At 61.4% G+C, this 20,466-nt stretch carries 17 protein-coding genes; 11 read left to right on the top strand and 6 right to left on the bottom strand.

Going from position 1 to position 20,466, the window contains the following annotated elements:
• The first annotated feature begins 4 nt into the window (after window positions 1-4).
• The 6 genes from VGI36_05770 to scpB all read left to right on the top strand — a co-directional run bounded on the left by VGI36_05770 (window position 5) and on the right by scpB (window position 7,272).
• Window positions 5-1,327 (top strand): N-acetylmuramoyl-L-alanine amidase, encoded by a 1,323-nt coding sequence (locus tag VGI36_05770; protein HEY2484634.1) that lies wholly within the window; start codon window positions 5-7, stop codon window positions 1,325-1,327.
• A complete protein-coding gene (gene glnD / locus VGI36_05775; protein ID HEY2484635.1) occupies window positions 1,324-4,071 on the top strand; it encodes a [protein-PII] uridylyltransferase in 2,748 nt (915 codons plus the stop codon). The genes VGI36_05770 and glnD overlap by 4 nt, the downstream gene beginning before the upstream one ends.
• The gene (locus VGI36_05780) at window positions 4,068-5,048 is read left to right on the top strand and encodes a tyrosine recombinase (GenBank protein HEY2484636.1); all 981 of its coding nucleotides are present in this window, start codon (window positions 4,068-4,070) and stop codon (window positions 5,046-5,048) included. The genes glnD and VGI36_05780 overlap by 4 nt, the downstream gene beginning before the upstream one ends.
• A gap of 2 nt (window positions 5,049-5,050) precedes the next feature.
• Window positions 5,051-5,698 carry a site-2 protease family protein gene (locus tag VGI36_05785; GenBank protein HEY2484637.1) on the top strand — a complete coding sequence of 216 codons (648 nt, stop codon included), beginning with the start codon at window positions 5,051-5,053 and terminating at the stop codon, window positions 5,696-5,698.
• Window positions 5,695-6,456, top strand: a complete 762-nt coding sequence (locus VGI36_05790; protein HEY2484638.1) for a segregation/condensation protein A — start codon at window positions 5,695-5,697, stop codon at window positions 6,454-6,456. The genes VGI36_05785 and VGI36_05790 overlap by 4 nt, the downstream gene beginning before the upstream one ends.
• Window positions 6,457-6,594: 138 nt before the next feature.
• Window positions 6,595-7,272, top strand: a complete 678-nt coding sequence (scpB, locus tag VGI36_05795; protein HEY2484639.1) for an SMC-Scp complex subunit ScpB — start codon at window positions 6,595-6,597, stop codon at window positions 7,270-7,272.
• Window positions 7,273-7,407: 135 nt separating this feature from the next.
• Here the strand turns inward: scpB and dnaB are convergent, their stop codons facing one another.
• The gene (gene dnaB / locus VGI36_05800; protein HEY2484640.1) at window positions 7,408-8,787 is read right to left on the bottom strand and encodes a replicative DNA helicase; all 1,380 of its coding nucleotides are present in this window, start codon (window positions 8,785-8,787) and stop codon (window positions 7,408-7,410) included.
• Between the two features lie 131 nt (window positions 8,788-8,918).
• Complete coding sequence (locus VGI36_05805) at window positions 8,919-9,635, bottom strand: rhomboid family intramembrane serine protease (protein ID HEY2484641.1); 717 nt, start codon at window positions 9,633-9,635, stop codon at window positions 8,919-8,921.
• A 195-nt stretch (window positions 9,636-9,830) separates the two neighbouring features.
• Here VGI36_05805 and VGI36_05810 point away from each other — a divergent pair, with 195 nt between their 5' ends.
• Entirely contained in the window at window positions 9,831-10,550 is a 720-nt protein-coding gene (locus VGI36_05810; protein HEY2484642.1) for a dienelactone hydrolase family protein, read from the top strand.
• Between the two features lie 15 nt (window positions 10,551-10,565).
• Window positions 10,566-11,030 carry a hypothetical protein gene (locus VGI36_05815; GenBank protein ID HEY2484643.1) on the top strand — a complete coding sequence of 155 codons (465 nt, stop codon included), beginning with the start codon at window positions 10,566-10,568 and terminating at the stop codon, window positions 11,028-11,030.
• Between the two features lies 1 nt (window position 11,031).
• On the opposite strand, the gene VGI36_05820 is transcribed toward VGI36_05815, so the two are convergent.
• From VGI36_05820 to VGI36_05835, 4 genes are all read right to left on the bottom strand, one after another.
• A complete protein-coding gene (locus VGI36_05820; protein HEY2484644.1) occupies window positions 11,032-11,712 on the bottom strand; it encodes a nitroreductase family protein in 681 nt (226 codons plus the stop codon).
• Window positions 11,713-11,835: 123 nt separating this feature from the next.
• The gene (locus tag VGI36_05825; GenBank protein ID HEY2484645.1) at window positions 11,836-12,405 is read right to left on the bottom strand and encodes a VOC family protein; all 570 of its coding nucleotides are present in this window, start codon (window positions 12,403-12,405) and stop codon (window positions 11,836-11,838) included.
• A gap of 106 nt (window positions 12,406-12,511) precedes the next feature.
• The gene (locus tag VGI36_05830) at window positions 12,512-15,253 is read right to left on the bottom strand and encodes a UPF0182 family protein (protein HEY2484646.1); all 2,742 of its coding nucleotides are present in this window, start codon (window positions 15,251-15,253) and stop codon (window positions 12,512-12,514) included.
• A gap of 9 nt (window positions 15,254-15,262) precedes the next feature.
• The gene (locus VGI36_05835) at window positions 15,263-15,577 is read right to left on the bottom strand and encodes a hypothetical protein (GenBank protein HEY2484647.1); all 315 of its coding nucleotides are present in this window, start codon (window positions 15,575-15,577) and stop codon (window positions 15,263-15,265) included.
• Between the two features lie 114 nt (window positions 15,578-15,691).
• On the opposite strand from VGI36_05835, the gene VGI36_05840 reads away from it, so the two are divergent.
• The 3 genes from VGI36_05840 to VGI36_05850 all read left to right on the top strand — a co-directional run bounded on the left by VGI36_05840 (window position 15,692) and on the right by VGI36_05850 (window position 20,465).
• Entirely contained in the window at window positions 15,692-17,386 is a 1,695-nt protein-coding gene (locus VGI36_05840) for a thiamine pyrophosphate-binding protein (GenBank protein HEY2484648.1), read from the top strand.
• Window positions 17,383-18,987, top strand: a complete 1,605-nt coding sequence (locus VGI36_05845; GenBank protein ID HEY2484649.1) for an acyl--CoA ligase — start codon at window positions 17,383-17,385, stop codon at window positions 18,985-18,987. The genes VGI36_05840 and VGI36_05845 overlap by 4 nt, the downstream gene beginning before the upstream one ends.
• A gap of 239 nt (window positions 18,988-19,226) precedes the next feature.
• Complete coding sequence (locus VGI36_05850; protein ID HEY2484650.1) at window positions 19,227-20,465, top strand: glycosyltransferase family 1 protein; 1,239 nt, start codon at window positions 19,227-19,229, stop codon at window positions 20,463-20,465.
• The last annotated feature ends 1 nt before the right edge of the window (window position 20,466 follow it).

The following is a 20,466-nucleotide window of genomic DNA, read 5'->3' on the forward strand; positions in this document are numbered from 1 at the left end:
CGTCATGAGTGGAGTGGGCAAGGCGGTGGGACGGATAATGGTGGCGAGCACGACCGTCGTGCTGTGCGCACTCGGTGCCACCTCGTCGGCCCCGACCCCAGCGGTAGCGCTCGCCTTCGCCCGTGTCGAGCAACACGGCGGCGCGGTCGAGCTCCACTTTGGCTTCCGTGGGCCGGCGCCAAGCTGGAGCCTGCGCACGCATCACAGCGAATTAATACTCGACCTTTCCGCCACCACCACGGAATTGCCTCCCCGCCCGCTGTTCGGTCAGGAAGTCGCACCGATCACGACCGTGCGCATCCGCGACATCGGAAGCGGGCAGGCCCAGATCGCGATCGACGTGGAGGGGAAAACCGACTATGCAATCGCGCGCTTGCAGCGCGAAATCGTGCTGAGGTTCGCCGCGGCCGGAACAATACCCAATCTCGCGGCTCCCATCCTGGTGCGCAACGATAACGATCGTTCCGCGCCTCCCCCGACCACCCAACCGCACGCCCCTGAGCTCCAACCAGCGGCCCAGAAAGTCGCATCCGCCTTGCCCTCGCAAGAAAAGCGACCGATCTCTGCGCCCACCAGGCCGCAAGGCCAGCTCGCCCTGGCGACCGAGGGTAGCGGGACCGCGATTGAATATCCGCTGGTAATGATCGATCCGGGGCACGGCGGGTATGACCCCGGCACCAGTTCCGCGTCGGGGGTCCAGGAAAAGGATCTCGCGCTGGCGATTGCAAGGCGGCTTGAGCACGCGCTTTCCGAGCGCGGGTTGCGGGCGGAGATGACAAGAACGAACGACGTCTTCGTGCCGCTTCCGGAGCGCACCGCAATTGCCAATCGTGCAGGCGCCGATCTATTCGTCTCGATTCACCTGAATTGGAGCCCCAACACGATGACCAGCGGCATCGAGGTCTACTACCTGAACAACACCACCGATCGGGCGACCATTCGTCTCGCGCGGATGGAAAACGCAGGTGCGCCGGCCACCTATGGCGCCGGCACCGGACCCAACCTAAACTACATCCTGACCGACCTGCGTCAGCAGTATAAGGCCAACGAGGCGGCCTCATTGGCGCGCATGGTCGATGCGCAGGCGGTCGCAACCCTCGACGCGGGACTGGGAACCAACGTGAATGCGCTCGGCGCCAAGATGGGACCGTTTTACGTGCTGGTAGGCGCCCATATGCCGGCAGTGCTAGTCGAAACCGGATTCCTTTCAAACCTCGGCGAGGCGCAACGCCTCGAATCGGCCTCTTACCAGGAAGTACTCGCCGACGGTATCGCTACCGCGATCACTCACTACTTCAATGCCGACGTCGCGGTAGGCAACTTGTGAGCGCGAGCACCCCTTCCCTGTCCCCCGAGTCAGCCTCGGCTCTCAATCGCCTCCGTGGCGAGGATGCGCTGGTTCAGGCATTTGAAGCCATCCGAACTCCCGGAGCGACCGCGCGTCTGTACCTGGAAGCGGTCCGCGAGGAGCTTAGGCAGCTCCACATGGGTGGTGCCTCCGGTTCCGAGATCGTCCGCCTGTACACTGCATCGGTCGACGATCTGCTGCGCGCACTGTTCCGTTACGCCGATGCCGAGTATAGTCGCCGCTTTCCCAAGCTTAATCAGCGCATCACCATCGTGGCGCGCGGCGGTTACGGCCGCGCCGAATTGAATCCCCAATCCGATATCGACCTACTCTTTTTGCATGACTACAAACGCGGTCCGTATGCAGAGGTGGTCACCGAACTTATCCTGCATGCGCTCTGGGACGCGCGCTTGACCGTGGGACACGGCCTGCGCACGGCGCGTGAATGCGTCCGCCTGGCCAACGAGGATCTCAAGGAGAAGACCGCGCTGATAGATGCGCGGTTCCTGGGTGGGGACGAAAAGCTCTACACCGAGCTCGACAAACTGATGGTGGCCGAGGTTCTTAACCGCAACCAGCAGAAATTCTTCAAGGCCAAGCTCGAGGAAAGCCGCGAGCGACATGCCCACTTTGGCGACTCGATTTATCTGCTCGAACCTCAGCTCAAGGAGGGTGAAGGCGGTCTCCGCGATCTGCACACCGCCATGTGGCTGGCGGCCGTGAAATACAAGGTTCACTCGCTGGGCGAGCTGGTCCAGAAGGCAGTCATCACCGACCAGGAGGTGACCGAAGTCCGCGCGGCGCGCGATTTTCTCTGGCGGGTTCGCAACTCGCTGCACTTTCTCACTGGACGACACTTCGACCAGCTCACCTTCGAGATGCAGGAACGAATCGAGTCACTCATGGGCTTGAAGCCGGTCGAGGGTCAACCGGCGGGATCCGCCCTGATGAAGACCTACTATCAGCACGCCACCACCATCTATCAGTTCGCGGAAGGGCTGATCGCGCGGGTCGTCGAAGGACCACCGAGCGGTCGGTTTTTCCGGCGCTCTCCGCTGCGGCAGATCCGTCCCGGGGTAGTGATTCAGCAGAACCTGCTGACCATCGGCGATCCCGAGCTGTTCGACCGCGATCCGCTCAACCTGATCGCCATCTATGCCGATTACCAGGCGCAAGGCGTCAAGTTGTCGGGCAGCGCCTATCAGCTGGTGCGCGACAAACTGGGCCTGATCGACGAGGCCGCGCGCAATAGTCCCGCCACCGGCGCTGCGCTGATGAAGATCCTCGCCGGGCGCGAGCGCGTCGCCGATACGCTCGAGGCTATGCATCGCTCCGGGGTGCTCGGTGCGATCATTCCCGAGTTCGGAAATTTATACGCGCGGGTACTCCACGATCTGTATCACATCTATACGGTGGACCGTCACTCGCTAGTCGCGGTGCGCGAGCTCGAGCGCTTGCGAACCGGCGAATTTAAGGTTGCGACCCCGCTCCTGACCGAAGTGGCGCGCCAACTCGACTGTCTGCCGCTGGTGTTCCTGGCCCTCCTGCTCCACGACATCGGCAAGGGCCATGGTCACGACCATCACGAGCGCGGCGCAACGCTAACCGCGGACGTGTCGCGCCGCCTGGGTCTCGACCCCGAAGAGATCGACCTGGTGGTGTTCCTGGTCCGCAACCATCTGATGATGTCACAGGTTGCGCAAAAGGGTGACATCGACGACGAGCGCACGGTCGATGATTTTGCGCGGACCGTGGGTTCGATCGATCGGCTGAAGGCGCTCTATCTGCTGACCTATGCGGACATGCGCGCGGTCGCACCCAATGTCTACAACAACTGGCGCGACATGCTGCTCAGCGATCTGTACATGCGCGCGCTGAAATTGATGGAACAGGGCAATCGCGAGGCGGTCGACCCCGCGCGCCGCCTGACTACGGTCAAGAGCACCGTCCGCGAGCAGCTTACTCCGACCGGCGCGCCACAGGCGGAAATCGAAGCGTTTCTCGCCGAGATGCCGGAGCGCTACTTCTTCACGGTCCCGGAATCCGACATCGTGATGCATTTCGATCTCACGCGCGCGCTCGGAGATCACCCGCTGGTTGCGCGCATTCGTCATTTTCCGGACCTGGAGTTCAGCGAATTCACGGTCGTCACGCCCGACCAGCCGGGCCTCTTTTCCATGATCGCGGGCGTGCTTACCGCCAACAACCTCAACATCCTGTCAGCGCGGATCACGACCCGCGCCTCGGGAGTCGCGCTCGATGTGTTCCGTGTATCGCACCTGATGGGCGCCGGCGCGATGGCGATGGAGGAAGATCGCTGGGACCGCGTCCAGCGCGACCTGGAACAGGTGATCATGCGCCAGCAGGAGATCGGCGCGCTGGTCGCGTCGGCCCACCACGTCCGCACCGCCAAGAGCAAGTTCGTGCGTCGCGTGCGGACCGAGGTCACCGTCGACAACCGCACCTCCGAACAATTCACGGTGGTCGATGTGTTCACGCAAGATCGGGTCGGCCTGCTATTCACGATCACGCACACGCTGTTCAAGCTCGGCTTTCTGATTCACCTGGCGCGGATTTCGACCAACGCCGACCAAGCCCTCGACGTGTTTTACATCAGCGACCGCAACGGCGAAAAAGTTACCGACCTGGCGCGGTTGCGGGAGTTGCGCGACACGCTGCTGGAAAAACTGGAGCAGCATCCTGCCGAAGGTAGCATCGCTTGAGCACGCGCAGGACCCCGCAAACCAACTGGGACGCGCTCATCGACGCCCACCTGGTGCGGCTGCGCGTGGAGCGCGGGCTCAGCGCCCACTCGCTCGAGGCATACTCGCGCGACTTGCGAAGCCTTCAGGAGTTCTGCCGAGTGCACGGGATCGAGCCGCCCCAGTTCGACGGTGGCGTCCTCACGCGATACCTGGAATCGCTGGCCGACCGGGGCTTTGCGCCGACCAGTCAGCGGCGCCATCTCTCGGCGGTACGCGGACTCGCGCGCGAGATGGTCGATCGCGGCGTAATCACCCGTGACCCGCTCCTGTCAGGAAAGCTAACCACCTTGAGCCGCAAGCTGCCGCGGACCCTGTCGCGCCGCGACATCGAGACGCTACTCGAGACGATCGATACCTCGATGATCCGCGGCCTCCGTGACCGCGCGATGCTGGAGCTCGCCTACAGTTCGGGCCTGCGCGTGTCGGAACTGGTCGGGGTGCAGGTGCCCCACGTCAATTTGCGTGCCGGACTGGTGATCGTCCCCGGCAAGGGCGGCAAGGAACGAATGGTTCCCCTGGGCCGGTCTGCGGCAGACGCAATCGCCGAATACCTCAAGCGTCGCGAGGAGGAGTTGCGTTGCGCCACAACCAACAACAGCCCCCGCGACTCGCTGAAGCCAGCTCGCAGGACCAAAGCGCTGTTCATCACCCGCCTGGGCGGGCCGATGACGCGACAGGGATTCTTCAAGGCGCTCAAAGCGTGGGCAGCCACCGACCGCAGGCTCAGCTGGATGAGCCCGCACACACTGCGCCATTCATTTGCGACCCACCTGCTTGAAGGCGGCGCCGACCTGCGCGCGGTGCAGGAGATGCTCGGCCACAGCGATATCTCGACCACACAGATCTACACACACCTGTCCAGGAGCCACCTGCGCAAGGTTCACCGCACCTATCACCCCCGCGCGACCCGCGCGACCGCCATGGACGCCGACTGAAATTGGAAAAGCTTGCTGACTTCATTCCCTCCCTGCTCATCGCCGCGTTGCCGATCCTGTTCGCGATCATCGCGCACGAGGTGATGCACGGGGTTATCGCGCTGCGACTGGGCGACGACACCGCGCTTCGCGCCGGACGCCTGACTCTGAACCCAATTTCACATATCGATCCCTTCGGCACGATCGTCCTGCCGGTCATCCTGATGTTTCTGCATCTTCCTGTGTTTGGTTATGCGAAACCGGTCCCGGTCAATTTTTCGCGACTGAGAAGTGGACGAACCGGAATGATGGAGGTGGCCGCGGCCGGACCGCTGACTAATTTCGCCCTGGCCATTGCGAGCGCGCTCGCGCTGCGCGGCATCTTGCGGTTTGCCGGTGGGCCGTGGCAGGCGCCAATCGTGGTGCCGCTGGCCTACATGATGAAGTACTCGGTCCTGGTCAACATCGCTCTGGGGGTATTCAACCTGTTTCCGCTCCTTCCGCTCGACGGCGGACGAGTGCTCACCGGCCTGCTTCCCCTGCCCGCCGCCCGCGCCTTCGCCCGGACGGAACCCTATGGATTTCTGATCCTGCTGGTGCTGCTATATACGGACTCGGTGGAAGCCGTGATCAACCCGATCATCAATACGCTGGCCCGGATGCTGCTATGAGCGAGACGCAACCCCGGCCCGAAGCTGAAGCGACCCCGCGCTTCAAGCTGCCTATCTACGAAGGCCCGCTCGACCTTCTGCTGCACCTGCTGAAGCGGGCGGAACTCGATCCCCACGAGGTAACCGCGCGCATCATCACCGAACAATACCTCGCCCATCTGGAATTGCTCGATCAATTGAACCTCGATGTCGCCGGCGAGTACCTGGTGATGGCCGCGACGCTGCTGCTGATCAAGTCGTTCTCACTTCTGCCCCATCCCGAGCTGGCGGATACCGAGGACGCCGAGGGACTCAAGCGCGATCTGGTCGAACGGCTTCTGGAATATCAACGCTATCGCGAAGCCGGAGAGAAACTCGGCGGTCGCGCGATCCTGGGTCGCGATGTTTTTGCGGCGCCGGGCGAGCCGGCATCCGAAGCTGATGGCAACCCACCGCGCCTCACCGTGGCGCTGTTCGACCTGGTCGAGGCCATGGGTGCGGTTCTAAAGCGCCTCGCCGACAAGACCCCGCGCGGTATCACATTGCGCGACATCCCGATTGCCGAGTGCATCCCAACCATCCTGACCCGCTTGGAACAACACGCGCGCGTCGAATTTACCGAGTTGTTTGAGGACTTACGCGATCGCCCGCGCATCATCGCCACGTTCATGGCGTTGCTCGAACTGATGCGCCGCGGCGAAGTTGGCGCGTGGCAGGAAGTTCGCTTCGGCCCGATCATGCTGGAACGTCGCGTTCAACAAGTCGGGCAAGCCACATGATTCGCTCCTCCCGAAACGAGTCGTGTCCCCGGGGCGGTCTCCAGCCTCTCCATTGCAGAGCGGGTGTCCGGGAGGGGATTTTCGGCGCGCAAGCTCGGTGCAGGGTTAGGGTACCGGGCGAGTTTTAAAGGAACACCGGTGGAAGAGGAACGCCTCAAATCGATTCTCGAAAGTCTTCTATTCGCTGCCGGCGAGCCGGTTTCCCTGGCGCGCCTGCAGGCTGCGCTCGACGATCCGCCCCGTGGCGAAATCCAGCAGGCGCTCACCGCGATGAGCGCTGAGTACGCTGCGCAAAATCGCGGCCTCAGGCTCGAGGAAGTCGCGGGTGGCTACCAACTGCGCACCTTGAAGGAACACGCCCCCTACGTTCGCAAGCTGCTCGCCGCGAGGCCGCCGCGCCTCAGCCGGCCTTTGCTGGAGACCGTCGCGATCATCGCCTACCGCCAACCGATAACGCGTCCCGAACTGGAACACCTCCGCGGCGTCGATTCCGGTGGGGTACTCGAAACTCTGCTGGAGCGACGCCTGATCAAGATAGCCGGTCGTAAGGAAGCGCCGGGAAGGCCCATCATCTACGCAACGACGCCGGAATTTCTGGAGACCTTCGGACTTAAAGACCTCGAGGGCCTGCCCGACCTGAAGGAATTCCAGGAAATCCACCGCGCTGTCGAACAGGCTGAGGCAGGTCCGGTAGAAAGCATCGAGACCCATCCCCCGGACGCGGAGCAGCCGGCAGAATGTGCGAATCCTCCAAGCAACCTCGATCTCGAAACCAGCGAAGCACTTCCCGTTCAAAAACCCGACCCGGGGAAATAGTGAGAGCTGTCCTGGTGGAGCACGATGGCGGAGTGGGTCGCGTCGTCTCACGCGCATGCGATGAGATTGGGCTTGGGGCAGAATGATGCGTGCCAATCCGGCCGGGCGACAACCCCGGTCTGGGACCTTGCGATACTACCCGCCGGTATCCTCGAACGCTCCCACGTCGGGCGTGTAGTTCTCAAATCTTGTGTACTGGCTTAGGTAGGTCAGCTTGGCGGTGTCGGTGGGACCGTTACGCTGCTTGGCCACGATAACTTCGGCAACGCCCGGCTCTTTGGTGTCACGATGGTACATCTCGTCGCGATAGATAAAGCCGATTACGTCGGCGTCCTGCTCGATGGCGCCCGATTCGCGCAGGTCGGCGAGCAGGGGTCGACGGTCGGGTCGCGTCTCGACCTGCCGGTTTAGCTGCGAAAGCGCGAGCACCGGCACTCCCAACTCCTTGGCAAGCGCCTTGAACGATCGCGAGATTTCCGAGATTTCCTTCTCGCGCGATTCGCCCGGCCGTGACGCGCGCATCAACTGCAGGTAGTCCACCACGATGAGTCCGAGATTACACGATCGGTCGCGCTTGAGCCGGCGGCACTTGGCCTTGAGTTGAATCGGCGTGATGTCGGTCGAATCATCGATGAGGATGGTGGCCTGGCTTAGGCGGTCGGCAGCGCTTATCAGCTTCGGAAAATCGTCGTGCTTTAGGTAGCCGGTCCGGACCTTGGCGCTGTCCACCCGCGCGTCGGCGCACAGCATGCGCAAGGAGAGCTGCTCCTTGGCCATTTCGAGGGAAAAGAAGGCGACTCCGACCGGCGGATCTGCATACATGGCCGCGTGCGCGGCGATGTTCAGGGCCATCGCGGTTTTCCCCATCGACGGTCGTGCGGCGAGAATAATCAGCTCCGATGGTTGCAACCCCGCGGTTATCCGATCTAGGTCGATGAAGCCGGTCGGCACCCCCGTGACCAGTTCCTTGCGCTCGTACAACCGCTCGATCAGTGCGATCGACATCGGGGTGATTTCTTTCATCGAGTGAAACGAGGGCCGGATTCGCCGTTCCGCAATTTCAAAAACACGATGCTCGGCCTCGTCCAGGTACTCGTCGACGTTGGGCGGGCCCTCGTACGCGCCGGCCGCGATTTCTGTGGAGACCGATGCCAGGCTGCGCAGGATGGCTTTCTCGCGCACCATTCTCGCGTAGTAGGTGATGTTGGAGGCGGTCGGAACGATGGAGGCTAGCTCGGCGATGTAGGTAGGACCACCGATCGATTCCAGCTTGCCGTTTTTCTTAAGCCAGTCTTTCAGCGTGATCGCGTCGACCGGCGACGGCAGATCCGTGAGTTCGATCATCGCGCGATAAATTTCGCGGTGTGAGTCGCGGTAGAAATCCTCGGGAATCAGAATCTCGAGCGCGTGGTTGATCGCTTCGTTGTCGAGCAGGATCGCTCCGAGCACACACTGCTCCGCTTCGAGATTTTGAGGGGGAACGCGCCTTAGAATGTCGTCCGCAACAGCCGCCACCGTACCACCACCTTCCGGACCCGCACGTCGATTTCAGAAGGTCGGGATTATTCGCAAACCACGGGTCGCCTTCAAGAGTCTTTTATCAATTGACATCTTATCCCAACCGTTTTGAACAGGATATCCACAGGTCATCGAACCCGCCGACGAGACGGTTCTCTCCGTGCCAGCAGTGGTCCGAGCGCGATGCCGAACAGGAATCCACCGATATGCGCCCACCAGGCAACCCCTCCCGCAGGAGCCCCCTGTGACCCGCCCATCAGGCCCGCGTAGAGTTGCACCGCGAACCAAAGCAGCAGGTAGATGACCGCGGGAACCTCGATCACCTGAATAAAAATGAACACCGGCAGGATGGTTGTGATACGGCCACGCGGATAGAAGATGAAATAGGCGCCCAATACCCCCGCGATCGCCCCCGATGCGCCGATAACTGGAATCTCCGATTGGGGGGCGATCGAAATGGTCGCCACCGCGGCGGCAATTCCGGCCGCGAGGTAGAAACCCAAAAATCGTAGGCTTCCCAGGCGCCATTCGACGCCGGCCCCAAAAATGAACAGGTAGAGCATATTGCCTGCGACGTGCAGAACTCCGCCGTGCACAAACATGGAGGTGACGAGCGTCAGCATGGGTCGCAGGCCCGCGCTCGGTGCGTCCGGCCCCGCTCCCCAGTGAAATACATCGAGCGACGCGCCGACCTGGGCGGGAATCATCGCATAGCGCCGCACAAAACCTTCGACTTGCCCACCGAGCGAGAATTCGTAGGCAAACACCGCCAGGTTCGCGAGAATTAGCAGCGTGTTGATCGGCGTGAAGCGGCGTTTCGTCGAGCTGTCACGCAGAGGGATCATCCACCAGCACCCATCGCAGCACCGCGCCGTATGCTAGCGGTTAGTGATAGCGATGCGCGAGACGTGCGCTTGAGCAGCGGCAACTTGTATGCGAGATAGGAAGACGGCCTCACGTCGTGGGGCTTACCTGCGCATCCGGCGCATTGGCCGCCGGCAATCGTGCGCGGTACGGGCAATCATTCAGGAGGTATTGCGATGGAAATCGTCTCGCAGGAAGTCAGCGTCGGGAGCGAGAAAATGCCTTGTCATCTGGCACGTCCGGCGTCGGGCGGTCCCTATCCGAGTCTAGTCGTCGTGATGGAGGCATTTGGGCTCAACGATCACATCAAGAACATCACCGGGCGTTTCGCGGCTGAAGGCTTCGTGGCAATTGCCCCGAATCTCTACTTCCGCCAACCCAACAACGTGGTCGCGTACAACGATCTGCCGGGCGCCTTTCGCCTGATGGGATCGCTCAACGACGATCAGGTCGTCGCGGACATGACCGGAGCGATCAACTACCTAAAGACCCTCAAGGAGGCAAAGCCAGCGTTTGGCACGGTGGGATTCTGCATGGGAGGACGGGTCTGTTTCCTTACTGCCTGCCGCAATGCCGACGTGAAAGCAACCGCGCCCTACTACGGCGGCGGGATGGTGAGCTCTCGGCAGCCCAGCGAAAAACCGCCAATCGCCTACGTGGAAGGTCTCAAAGCCCCGGTGCTCGCGTTCTTTGGCGGCAAGGATGCGTTCATACCGCTGACCGAGGTCGACAAGTTCCGCGACGCGCTGAAGAATTCAGGGAAGACCGCGGACGTGGTCCTGTATGCCGACGCCGACCACGGTTTCATGTGCGACGATCGCCCGTCGCATCATCCGCAGCACGCCAAGGAAGCCTTTGCCAAGACCATCGCGTTCTTCAAGCAGAACCTTGGCTGAGCGGATCGTTGGCGCATGACCGATAGCACGCGGGCCGGCGCTCTTGGCCGGCCCGTTTTCTATCTGATGCTGGCCGGGACGCTGGCGCTGGTCGCCGCCTGCTACTCGACCAGTTATCGGAAGGAAATGGCGGCCACCGTCGACCTGCTAAGCGGGCTCGCCGAGAAACTGGCTGATTACTGCGGTGCGGGTTTCAAGGTGGACGACCGCCAGATTTCCTCGGAGGAGATGGGCGAGTTCTACTATGCACTCAACAAGGCCGAGGCCTTTAGGGCAATGCGGCGCAGCCGAGCCCAACGACTATCCTATCGTGATTTCAGCACCCTGCTTGAGCAGTACGCCGCGTTCGTCCATTCTGCAGACGAATACCGGCTCGGCGGTCACGTCGACCCCGTGGAGCTCGCCGCTCTGATCGCGCAACGCGATGCGGTCAGGAAGACCGCATCGCGAGTGCGTGGGGACCTGGCCTCAGAAAAATAGCTTACCCCTTCCAGCGATTGCCGTAGCGGTCGAGGCAGACCACCTCGCCGACCGGACGACGCCGGATAGGGCCGAACTTGTCGCGCGGGTAGCCGATGGGCAGCAGCGCGTAGGTCTGTACCTCGGCAGGCAACCCAACGATCGCCTTAACCTCGTCTTCGTAGAACATGTGGATGGTGGTCAGCACCGTACCCAGTCCGAAAGCGCGGCAGGCGAGGATGATATTCTGCACCGCCGGATAAATGCTCGATCCCCCCATCCGCGCCAGGTTGCGCATCGCCGCTGCCGCCTCCGGCGGCAGCTTCGCCGGCTGCCCGCCGACCTGTCCTGGCTGCAGGCAGGCCAGCAGCAGCACCGGCGCCTCGGCCATGTGATCGATCAAGTAGGTGGCCGACGCCATCAGCTTGTCGTACTGCTTCTGCTCCATGTGCGCGGGCTTGACCCGGTCGGCGTACAAGGCCATCAGGATTCCGCCTCCCTTGCGATAGACCTCGCCAAGCTTCCGGCGTTGGTCGGGGTCCTTGACCACCACGAACAGCCAGGTTTGTTCGTTACTCCCCGACGGCGCTCGAATTCCCGCCTCGAGAATCTTGGTGATCACTTCGTCCGGCACGGGATCCGGTTTAAACCTGCGTAGCGCTCTTGCGGTGTTGATCGCTTCAAAAAGTCCGAACTCTGCCATGGGAACACTCCAATCTTGGTTTCGGGCGGCATGAGTATCAGCGATCGCCCCCGGAAAAAAAAGAGCGGCCGGCAGCAACCTCCGACCGCTTTGGCAAGCCTCGATGAGAGCCACGCGCCGCGTCTATACGGGCGTCCGTTGCGCGGCCTTAGGCTGCTGCGGACCCATCAGCATCTGGTGAACCTTCTTGGCGTCCTCCGGATCGGTGACCATCGGCCCGGGCTGGTCATGATGCTTCATGATCTTGTCGTCGGCGGTAAACTCGCGCATGGTCGCGCAATACTCCAGCAGCAGCCCGTTGGGATCGCGGAAGTAAATCGAGCGGCACCATTCGTGGTCGACCACTGGCGTCACATCGACCCCGCGCTCCTTTAACATCGCGCGCTTTTCTTCCAGCGCCTTCATGTCGTCGCACCAGAAGGCAAAGTGATAGAACGCGCCCGGCAGGCCCTGCGCGCTGTTGATATCGGTCGCCCACTCCGCGGGAAGTCCCGGGACCTTCTCCGGGCACATGAAGGCGACCAGCGAACCGTCGCCCGTGTTGAGAAAGACGTGTTTGATCTTGCCCTCTTTACCGGTCTCGATAATGTCCGCCCAGGCGACTTCCCAACCGAGCTTCTTGGTGTAGAACTCAATGGTGCGATCGATGTCGAGTGTGGCCAATCCCAAATGATGCACTCCGGTTCGCTTCATCGCGGAACCCTCCTGAACGGTAGTTCAGACCGTGTGCTCACCATTTAAGTCTCGCACCCGGTGTTTGTCAAAACATCTGACCGATCCTTCAAGCACACCCGCAACTCTAGTGATTCAGCTGAGGCGCGGGCTGCCCCAGCTCTTGTCCGAGCGTCTGCATCTCTGCGCCGAACGCGGTCCAGTTCCCCGCCCGCAAAGCATCCATGGCACGATTGTAGTGCTGCGAAGCAGACTGGAGATTGGCCCCCGCCGGCGCGCCCGCCACCGTAGCGGGCGCCACGGCCATGGCGAGCACCGGCGCTGCAGGGGCCGGTGCTGCGATAAACAGCGCCTGCAGGGTAGCCTCGAGCGTCTCGCCCATTACCACGCGATCGCTGTACGACGCGATCACTCTCTGCAATTCGGGAAGTTGTCCATTCTCCGCACGAATATAGAGCGGCTCGACGTATAGCAGCGAGTCCTGGATCGGAATGACGATAAGGTTTCCGAAGACTACCTTGGAGCCCATCTGGTTCCACAGCGACAACTGCCGAGAGATTTCGGGGTTCTGGTTGATACGCGCCTGGATCTGATAGGGCCCGTAAAACAATCGATCTTTGGAAAATGCGTATTCGAAGAGATGGCCGTAGTCGTCCCCGTCGCAGCGCGCTGCGAGCCACGAGATCATATTGTCACGCCCCTGCGGCACCATCGGCAGCATCAGGATGTATTCGGCGGTGGTCTCTCTCGGCAGCCGCATGATTACGTAGTAAGGCTGCATCGCGATGACCTGGTCGCCGTAGTTCTCACGCGGAAATCCCCACAGATCCTCGCGGTTGTAAAACACCTGGGGGTCGGTCATGTGGTAGGTGCGATAGATGTCCGCCTGGATCAGAAACAGATCTTCCGGATAGCGAATGTGCTGGCGCAGGTCGCCGGGCATCTGCGACATGGGCTTGAACAGGGCCGGGAAAATCCGCTCCCAGGTCTGAATCACCGGATCCTCGGGGTCGGCCACGTAAAATTCGGTGGTGCCGCTGTATGCGTCGACGACCACCTTCACCGAGTTGCGGATATAGTTGATCTGATCGGCATTGCGTTGTGAATAAGGATAATGATCGCTGGTGGTGTAGGCGTCGACGATCCAGGCTATGTGTCCATCGCGAATGATTGGATACGGATCACGATCGAGCACGAGGAACGGCGCGATATACGAGATGCGCTGGGTGATGTTGCGCCGGAACATGATCCTGCTCTTCGGCACGATGTTTTCTGTAACCAGCAGGTTGATGTCTCTGTAGAAGATGCTGAACAGCAGGCGTCTTAAGAATCCCGACACCAGCACCCCGCCCTCGCCCGAGTAGAAACCGAAGACATTCTGCGCTCCCTTCGGATAGTTGAACTCGGGCGTCGCCGCATTGACGATCGCGTAATTGTCTGGTTGTTCGCCGAAATATATCCCCGGCTGATCGATCTTGAAGCCAACGTTGGAAACTGGCGGGATGTCCTTGATGAAAAAGATGGGCAGTCCTTCGGAGTCTTTGGCGTTGACCGGACCCATCGCGACCCCCACCCCATGAGTAAATTTCAGATGCTGATTAACCCAGGTTTGCGCGTTTTCGGGGAGCTGGTCGATGTTCATCTCGCGCGCCGAGAGCATGACCTCCGTGTAGTTGCCGTTGATCGTGTAGCGATCGATGTCGACGTCCTTGAAGTCGTAATACAGGCGGATTTCCTGGAGTTGCCGGTAGGTCGCAATTAGCGGTCGTGGATCCCACAGACGAATGTTCTTGATGGTGGGCGCGTCCTGCTCGACACTGGCCATGGTGAGCGTTCCCAACCCCCCAAACTGCTTCACATCCACGCCGTCGAGCTTGTAGGCACGGCGCGTCATCGCAATGTTGCGCTCGATGTACGGGCGCTCGATGCGCAGTTCGTCGGGCTTGACCCACAATCGCTCGATGACCGGCTGCGCAAAATTCAGCAGGAGGGAAGGTCCGAACGATATGATCGCCGCGACCACGAGCCGGGCCAGCCCGCGCTCGGTCAGGTTGGCAAAACAAACCACCGCGGCGAGCAGCGAGAACACTACCAGCAGCCACAGTCCGGGCTGCCACAAAATCGCATCCACGTAGCGGAGACCGAAGACCACCCCGTTGGTGTGAAGCAGCAGATTGAAGCGCGCCAGCCAGAACCCGAAAGCGCGCTGGAGAAAGAACAGCCCCAGCAGGACCGACGCGTGTGCGGCTACCGCGGGCGCAATCCTGGGCGGCGTCTCCCGGAAATCAAGCGCCCCACGCGACCAATAGACCGCCGCCGCGACCGCCCCCGCCAGGAAAATGACCAGAAGCGCTGCGTCCCGCAGTTCTTCAAGCAACGGCAGCGCGAAGACGTAGAACCCCACGTCGTGGCCAAACGCGCTTTCCTTCACGCCGAAAGGAACGTGATAAAACCCCTTCAGATACACGTCCCAGCTTGCGGCTTCGCCCTGCGCCACGAATATGGCGAGTACCGCGGAACCCGCGATGACAATCGCCCGCCACGGCACCCGGTCGCCCAGCGTGCGGATCAACTCCGGCAGATTGACCTCGGCGCCCTCGCCGGGTCGCCGAACCACCCGCAAGCGTTCGCGGTCCCGGCTTAAGGCGACGGCCGCCAGTCCGCTGACCACGATCGTGGCGAACGCGAAGACCCAAACGGCCGCGAAGATAGCAACTTCCGCCTTGATGGTCGTTGCAAAGACGCTTCCATAGCCGAGTGCGCGAAACCACAGCAGATCGACAAAGAACTGGTCGGTAATCGAGAGCAGAATGCCGCCCACCAGGACGACGACCGCCACCAGGCCCAGAAGGATTGTCCGTGGTCGCATCAGGGTGAGCTACTGTCCGCGTGCGATCCTGCTCACATGTTCGCGCACGACTTCGGGCGGACTGAGCCAGACCAGGATCTTGAAGGCGAGGACTCCGACCACAAGCCAGCCGATCTCACCGAGAATGGGAACCAGGTCCAGCTCCATTGCCGGCGGCGACATCATGAGGAGCAACGCGAGCACCGGTACCAACTTTGCCAGCAGCGGGACCCGCGGATCCTTCATCAGCCGCCAGAAAACGCGAACGAACTGCGGCAGGTACCCGACCAGCCGGCTCAGCTGAAGCGGCGGGAGAAAGTGCATGCGCAAGAATTGCCAGAACATCGAGACTTCCCGGTGAAACTAATCTAGCACACGGCCCGCCGAATGTTGCCACCTTCCAACGGTGGTTTGTCTTCGCTCGTGGTAAGCTCAGGTGGGAGGAAGGAGGGCGGCGGATTGAAACGACACATGGCGCTGGGCGACTTCCTGGTCGCTTACCTTCGTAAAATCGGGGTTGATCATATTTTTGGGATTCCCGGCGACCTGGCCCTCAAGTTGTTCTTTGCGCTGGGCCGCCAACACGGGATACGGATCATCACCCTGTCGCACGAGCCGGGGGTCGGGTTTGCCGCCGACGGCTACGCGCGGGCGACCGGAAAGATCGGCGTGGCGTGCGTGACCTACGGCGCTGGGGGTCACAACATGGTCAACCCGGTGGCCGGCTCGTTCTCCGAACGGGTCCCGATTCTGGTTTTCTCCGGCGGTCCCGGAGAAGAGGAACGCAAACTCGGGACTCTCATTCACCACCAGGCCCGCGAGATCGAATCGCAGCATCGGATTTTCCAGGAAGTGACCTGCGCGTCGCGGGTCCTAACCGATCCGCGGCGCGCCGCTCACGAGCTGCACGAAGTAGTCAACGCCATCTGGGCGGAGCAGCGTCCCGGTTATGTCGAGATTCATCGCGACATGGTCGATCAGATCATCGAGGTGCCCGACGAGCTGATCGACTGGGACGGGCATTTGCACACGCGCGAATCCGATGCGCGTAAGGTCAAAGAGGCGGCGCGCGAAACCGCCGCGATGTTCGGTGAGAGCCGCCATCCGATCACGGTCGCGGGCATCGAGATTCATCGCTACAAGGCGTCCCATGAACTCATCGAGCTGGCCGAGAAGATGGGCGCCCCGGTCTGCACCACCGTGCTCGGCAAGGGCGCCTTTCCGATGGACCATCCGCTCTACCTGGGCGTTCACATCGGGTCGATCAGCCCGCCACCGATCGTGGCGCGAATGGACGAGGCTGATTTCGTCCTGAACCTCGGATGCCTCAAGACCGACATGAATTTTGGCAATCGCCCGCCGCGGGACATTCAGGGCAAGACGGTGTGGGCAGTCGACCGGCGCGTCGATGTGAAGTACCACACCTATACGGAGGTGGGTGTGCGCGACTTCGTGCGGGCCCTGCTCAAGGAGAATCTCCGGCACCATCGCGAAGCGGTAAATTACGCCGACAATTTGCGCGAGGTGCCGGCACGGGACGATGGTCAGATCCGGGTGGGGCAGATCCTGCTGGCGGTGAACGAATTCCTCGCCGATCACCGCCGTTACATGGTGGTCACCGAATCGGGCGATATGCTGTTTGGCGGGCTCGACGTGCGGGTGCCGCATGACGGCACCTACCTGGCGCAGGGGTTCTACGCTTCCATGGGTTTCGCGGTTCCCGCTGCGCTCGGCGCCCAACTCGGATCCGGGTTGCGTCCGCTGATTCTCTGCGGCGACGGCGGCTTTCAGATGACCGGCCCCGAGATTTCGCACGCCGCTATTCTGGGACTCAATCCGATCGTCCTGCTGATTAACAACGGGGGATGGGGGATCTTCCGGCCGGTGGTCGAACGCCGCGAGCTGCTCGAGATACCGCCGTGGCCCTATGCCAATCTCGCGCGTGATTGGGGCGGGAGTGGCTTCGAGGCCAACACCTTGTCGCAGCTGCGACGCGCGTTGACGGCGGCCGACAAGTCGCAGGGCTTCGTGATCATTGACGTACGCGTGGACCGCGACGATCTTTCCCCGGTCACCGTCAAGTACATCAAAGCCGCTGCCAAGCGTTCGCAGGCGCCGCGCCTGCGCAGCGCGCCGAAAGGTGCCGGCCAATGACCGGAACACGACCGCGTCATTTCGATTGGGCGGTGCCGGAGCATTTCAACTTTGGCGCCACCATCGACCACTACGCGGAAGATCCGCATCGGGTTGCCCTACTCTGCGAGGACCAGGAGGGCCGGCGCGCCCGGCTGACCTTTGCTGATCTACGCTCCCAGTCCAATCGCATCGCAAACCTCCTCCACGGAGTCGGACTCCGGCGTGGTGATGCGGTGCTGCTGGTCCTGCCGCGGATCTCGCTGTGGCAGGCGGCATATATTGGCGCGCTCAAGGCCGGCGCCCTGGTGATTCCGTGCACCTCGATGCTGCGTGAAAGAGATCTCGTCTATCGAGCGAACCACTCCGGCGCGCGGGCAATAATCGCCGGCGTGGAAAGCGCCGCGATGGTCGGAGAACTGCGCAACCAGTGTCCCACCCTCGTTCACTACCTGATCGCCGGCAGCGCGCGCACAGGATGGCTGGGATTGCCGGAACTGATGCAGACGGCATCTCCGACCCATGGAGCGGTCAGAACGCGATCCTACGAACCCGCGATTTGCTACTACACTTCCGGCACCACCAAAGAGCCCAAAGCCGTTCTGCACAGTCACGCCTACACCTGGAGTCATCAATACACCGGCAGGGACTGGCTCGATGTTAAGCCGGGCGACCTGCACTGGACTACTTCCGATACCGGGTGGGCCAAGGCCGCCTATGGCGTCTTGTTCGGTCCCTGGATGAACGGCGTGACAACCTTCATGTACAACGGTCGCTTCGAACCGAAAAAAGAACTCGATCTGCTGAGCCGTTACCGGATTACGAGCTTCTGCGCTCCGCCTACTGAGTACCGCATGCTCATCAAGGAAGATTTGCAGCAGCAGCAATTTCCTACATTACGTAGCTGCACCGGCGCGGGTGAACCGCTCAATCCAGAAGTCATCGAAGTATGGAAGAAAGAGCTGGGGTTGACGATCCGCGATGGCTATGGACAGACCGAAACTATCATTCTGGTTGCGAATCTGCCTGACACCCAGACCAAGCCCGGTTCGATGGGTCTGCCGTTTGCCGGCCAGGAGGTTTGCGTAGTCGACGATGCGCTCAACGAAGCCGCGGTGGACCAGGTCGGCCAGATAGCGGTCCGGGTCAAACCGAACCGCCCGCCTTCGTTGTTCCTCGAGTACTGGAAAAATCCCGAGGAAACCGCCGCGGTGTTCCAGGGCGACTACTATCTTACCGGCGACCATGCCACGCGTGACAGCGACGGTTACCTGTGGTTCGTGGGGCGCGCCGATGACGTGATCATTTCGGCCGGGTACCGAATCGGTCCGTTCGAAGTTGAGAGCGCCCTGCTGGAGCACCCGCAAGTTCTCGAGTCCGCGGTGGTTGCCAGCCCGGATCCCGACCGCGGCGCGATTGTCAAGGCATTCGTTCGCCTGAGACCGGGGGCGCCGCGAGACGCCGCACTGGTTCGCGAGTTGCAGGAACACGTTAAACGCACGACTGCACCATACAAGTACCCGCGCGAGATCGAGTTCATGGATGAACTACCCAAGACGGTGAGCGGCAAGATTCGCAGGGTCGAGCTTCGCAAACGCGAAGAAGAACGCAAGCGTCACTAGACTCCCCTCTTCGTCACGCGTCGCATCAACCTTCCCAAATGAGGGCATTCGCCAGCCGCGCGAGCTGACTGGCAAAGCGGTAGACGACTGATACGACCATTGCTCAGTTCGCCGTTCACACTATGCTCTCTGAATATTCAAGAGACCGTCAAATAACACTATCGCCCATTTCACCGATAGTCTCTAAATTGTGACTACGCGCTTCCTGCAGGCCCCGGTTCGGTTGATGAGGAAACGGCGTGGAAGAGAACCGGCAGAACGAGGATAGCCCCGCACCCGACACGCGACGCCGCATTTGTGTCGTCAGCGAAACCTATTATCCGCAAGTTAACGGCGTCACCCTTACTCTGAACCATCTCGTGAAGGGATTGCAGGAGCTGGGACACCGCGTCTCAATCGTACGTCCCCAACAACACGGGTCTGACAGCCGTGGCCTTGACCCGAGCGTCACGGTGGTCGCCGGTCTGCCGCTCCCGGGATATAAGGGTTTGCAATTCGGCCTGCCTGCCGGGGCGTTGTTGCAACAGGTGTGGATGCGAAATCGCCCGGACGTGGTCTACGTTGCCACCGAAGGTCCGCTGGGTTGGTCGGCCGTCGGTGTCGCGCGCCGCCTGGCCATTCCGGTGTTCAGCGGCTTTCACACCAATTTCCACAGTTATTCGCGGTACTACGGCGTCGGGTATCTACACAGCATAGTGCTCCGCTACCTGCGCTGGTTTCACAACCGGACCCGGGGAACGCTGGTCCCGAGTTCCGACCTCCGAGACCGTCTGCAAACCCTCGGATTTAAAAAAGTCTTGTGTCTCGGGCGGGGAGTCGACAGTGAGCTGTTCGATCCTGGGCGACGTTGCACCAGCCTGCGCCGTCAATGGGGTTTGGGAGATGACGACCTAGCGGTCGTCTATGTCGGGCGAATAGCCGGCGAGAAGAACCTGCGCCTCGCATTGGCGGCGTATCGTGCGATTAAACAGACCGTCAAGTCCGCACGATTCGTCGTCGTTGGCGACGGCCCGCTGCGCAGCTCACTGGAGGCTCAACACCCGGATTTGATTTTCAGCGGAATGCAGCTTGGCCGCCAGCTCGCCACGCACTATGCTTCCGCCGACCTGTTTCTGTTTCCAAGCGAAACCGAGACCTTTGGCAACGTCGTATTGGAAGCAATGGCCAGTGGGCTCGGCGTGATCGCCTACGACTACGCCGCCGCAAGAAGTCACATCGCCAACGGAGAAACCGGAATTCTGGTTCCGCTCGGGGATTCCAGGGCGTTTGTGGCCGCCGCCGTGAAGCTCGCCTCAGAACCCGCGCAACTTAAGAGAGTCCGCAGGCAGGCTCGCGAGTATTCCCGCTTGATCGGATGGCCAAGGGTGGTCGAGCGCTTTTCGGCTCTGCTCAATGGAAACGATGACCAAATTCGCGGCCCACTCCGCTCATTGGTGGGACGCCAAAATTTGGCTACGGCAGCACGCGGGAGAATTTAAC

The sequence above is a fragment of the Candidatus Binataceae bacterium genome, from assembly GCA_036495685.1.
Lineage (GTDB): Bacteria > Desulfobacterota > Binatia > Binatales > Binataceae > JAFAHS01.

Coding starts and splice junctions, on each gene's coding strand:
- VGI36_05810 (HEY2484642.1), top strand. CDS start 9,831: ATGGAAATCGTCTCGCAGGAAGTCAGCGTCGGGAGCGAGAAAATGCCT.
- VGI36_05845 (HEY2484649.1), top strand. CDS start 17,383: ATGACCGGAACACGACCGCGTCATTTCGATTGGGCGGTGCCGGAGCAT.
- VGI36_05770 (HEY2484634.1), top strand. CDS start 5: ATGAGTGGAGTGGGCAAGGCGGTGGGACGGATAATGGTGGCGAGCACG.
- VGI36_05815 (HEY2484643.1), top strand. CDS start 10,566: ATGACCGATAGCACGCGGGCCGGCGCTCTTGGCCGGCCCGTTTTCTAT.
- VGI36_05820 (HEY2484644.1), bottom strand. CDS start 11,712: ATGGCAGAGTTCGGACTTTTTGAAGCGATCAACACCGCAAGAGCGCTA.
- VGI36_05825 (HEY2484645.1), bottom strand. CDS start 12,405: ATGAAGCGAACCGGAGTGCATCATTTGGGATTGGCCACACTCGACATC.
- VGI36_05835 (HEY2484647.1), bottom strand. CDS start 15,577: ATGTTCTGGCAATTCTTGCGCATGCACTTTCTCCCGCCGCTTCAGCTG.
- VGI36_05805 (HEY2484641.1), bottom strand. CDS start 9,635: ATGATCCCTCTGCGTGACAGCTCGACGAAACGCCGCTTCACGCCGATC.
- VGI36_05830 (HEY2484646.1), bottom strand. CDS start 15,253: ATGCGACCACGGACAATCCTTCTGGGCCTGGTGGCGGTCGTCGTCCTG.
- VGI36_05790 (HEY2484638.1), top strand. CDS start 5,695: ATGAGCGAGACGCAACCCCGGCCCGAAGCTGAAGCGACCCCGCGCTTC.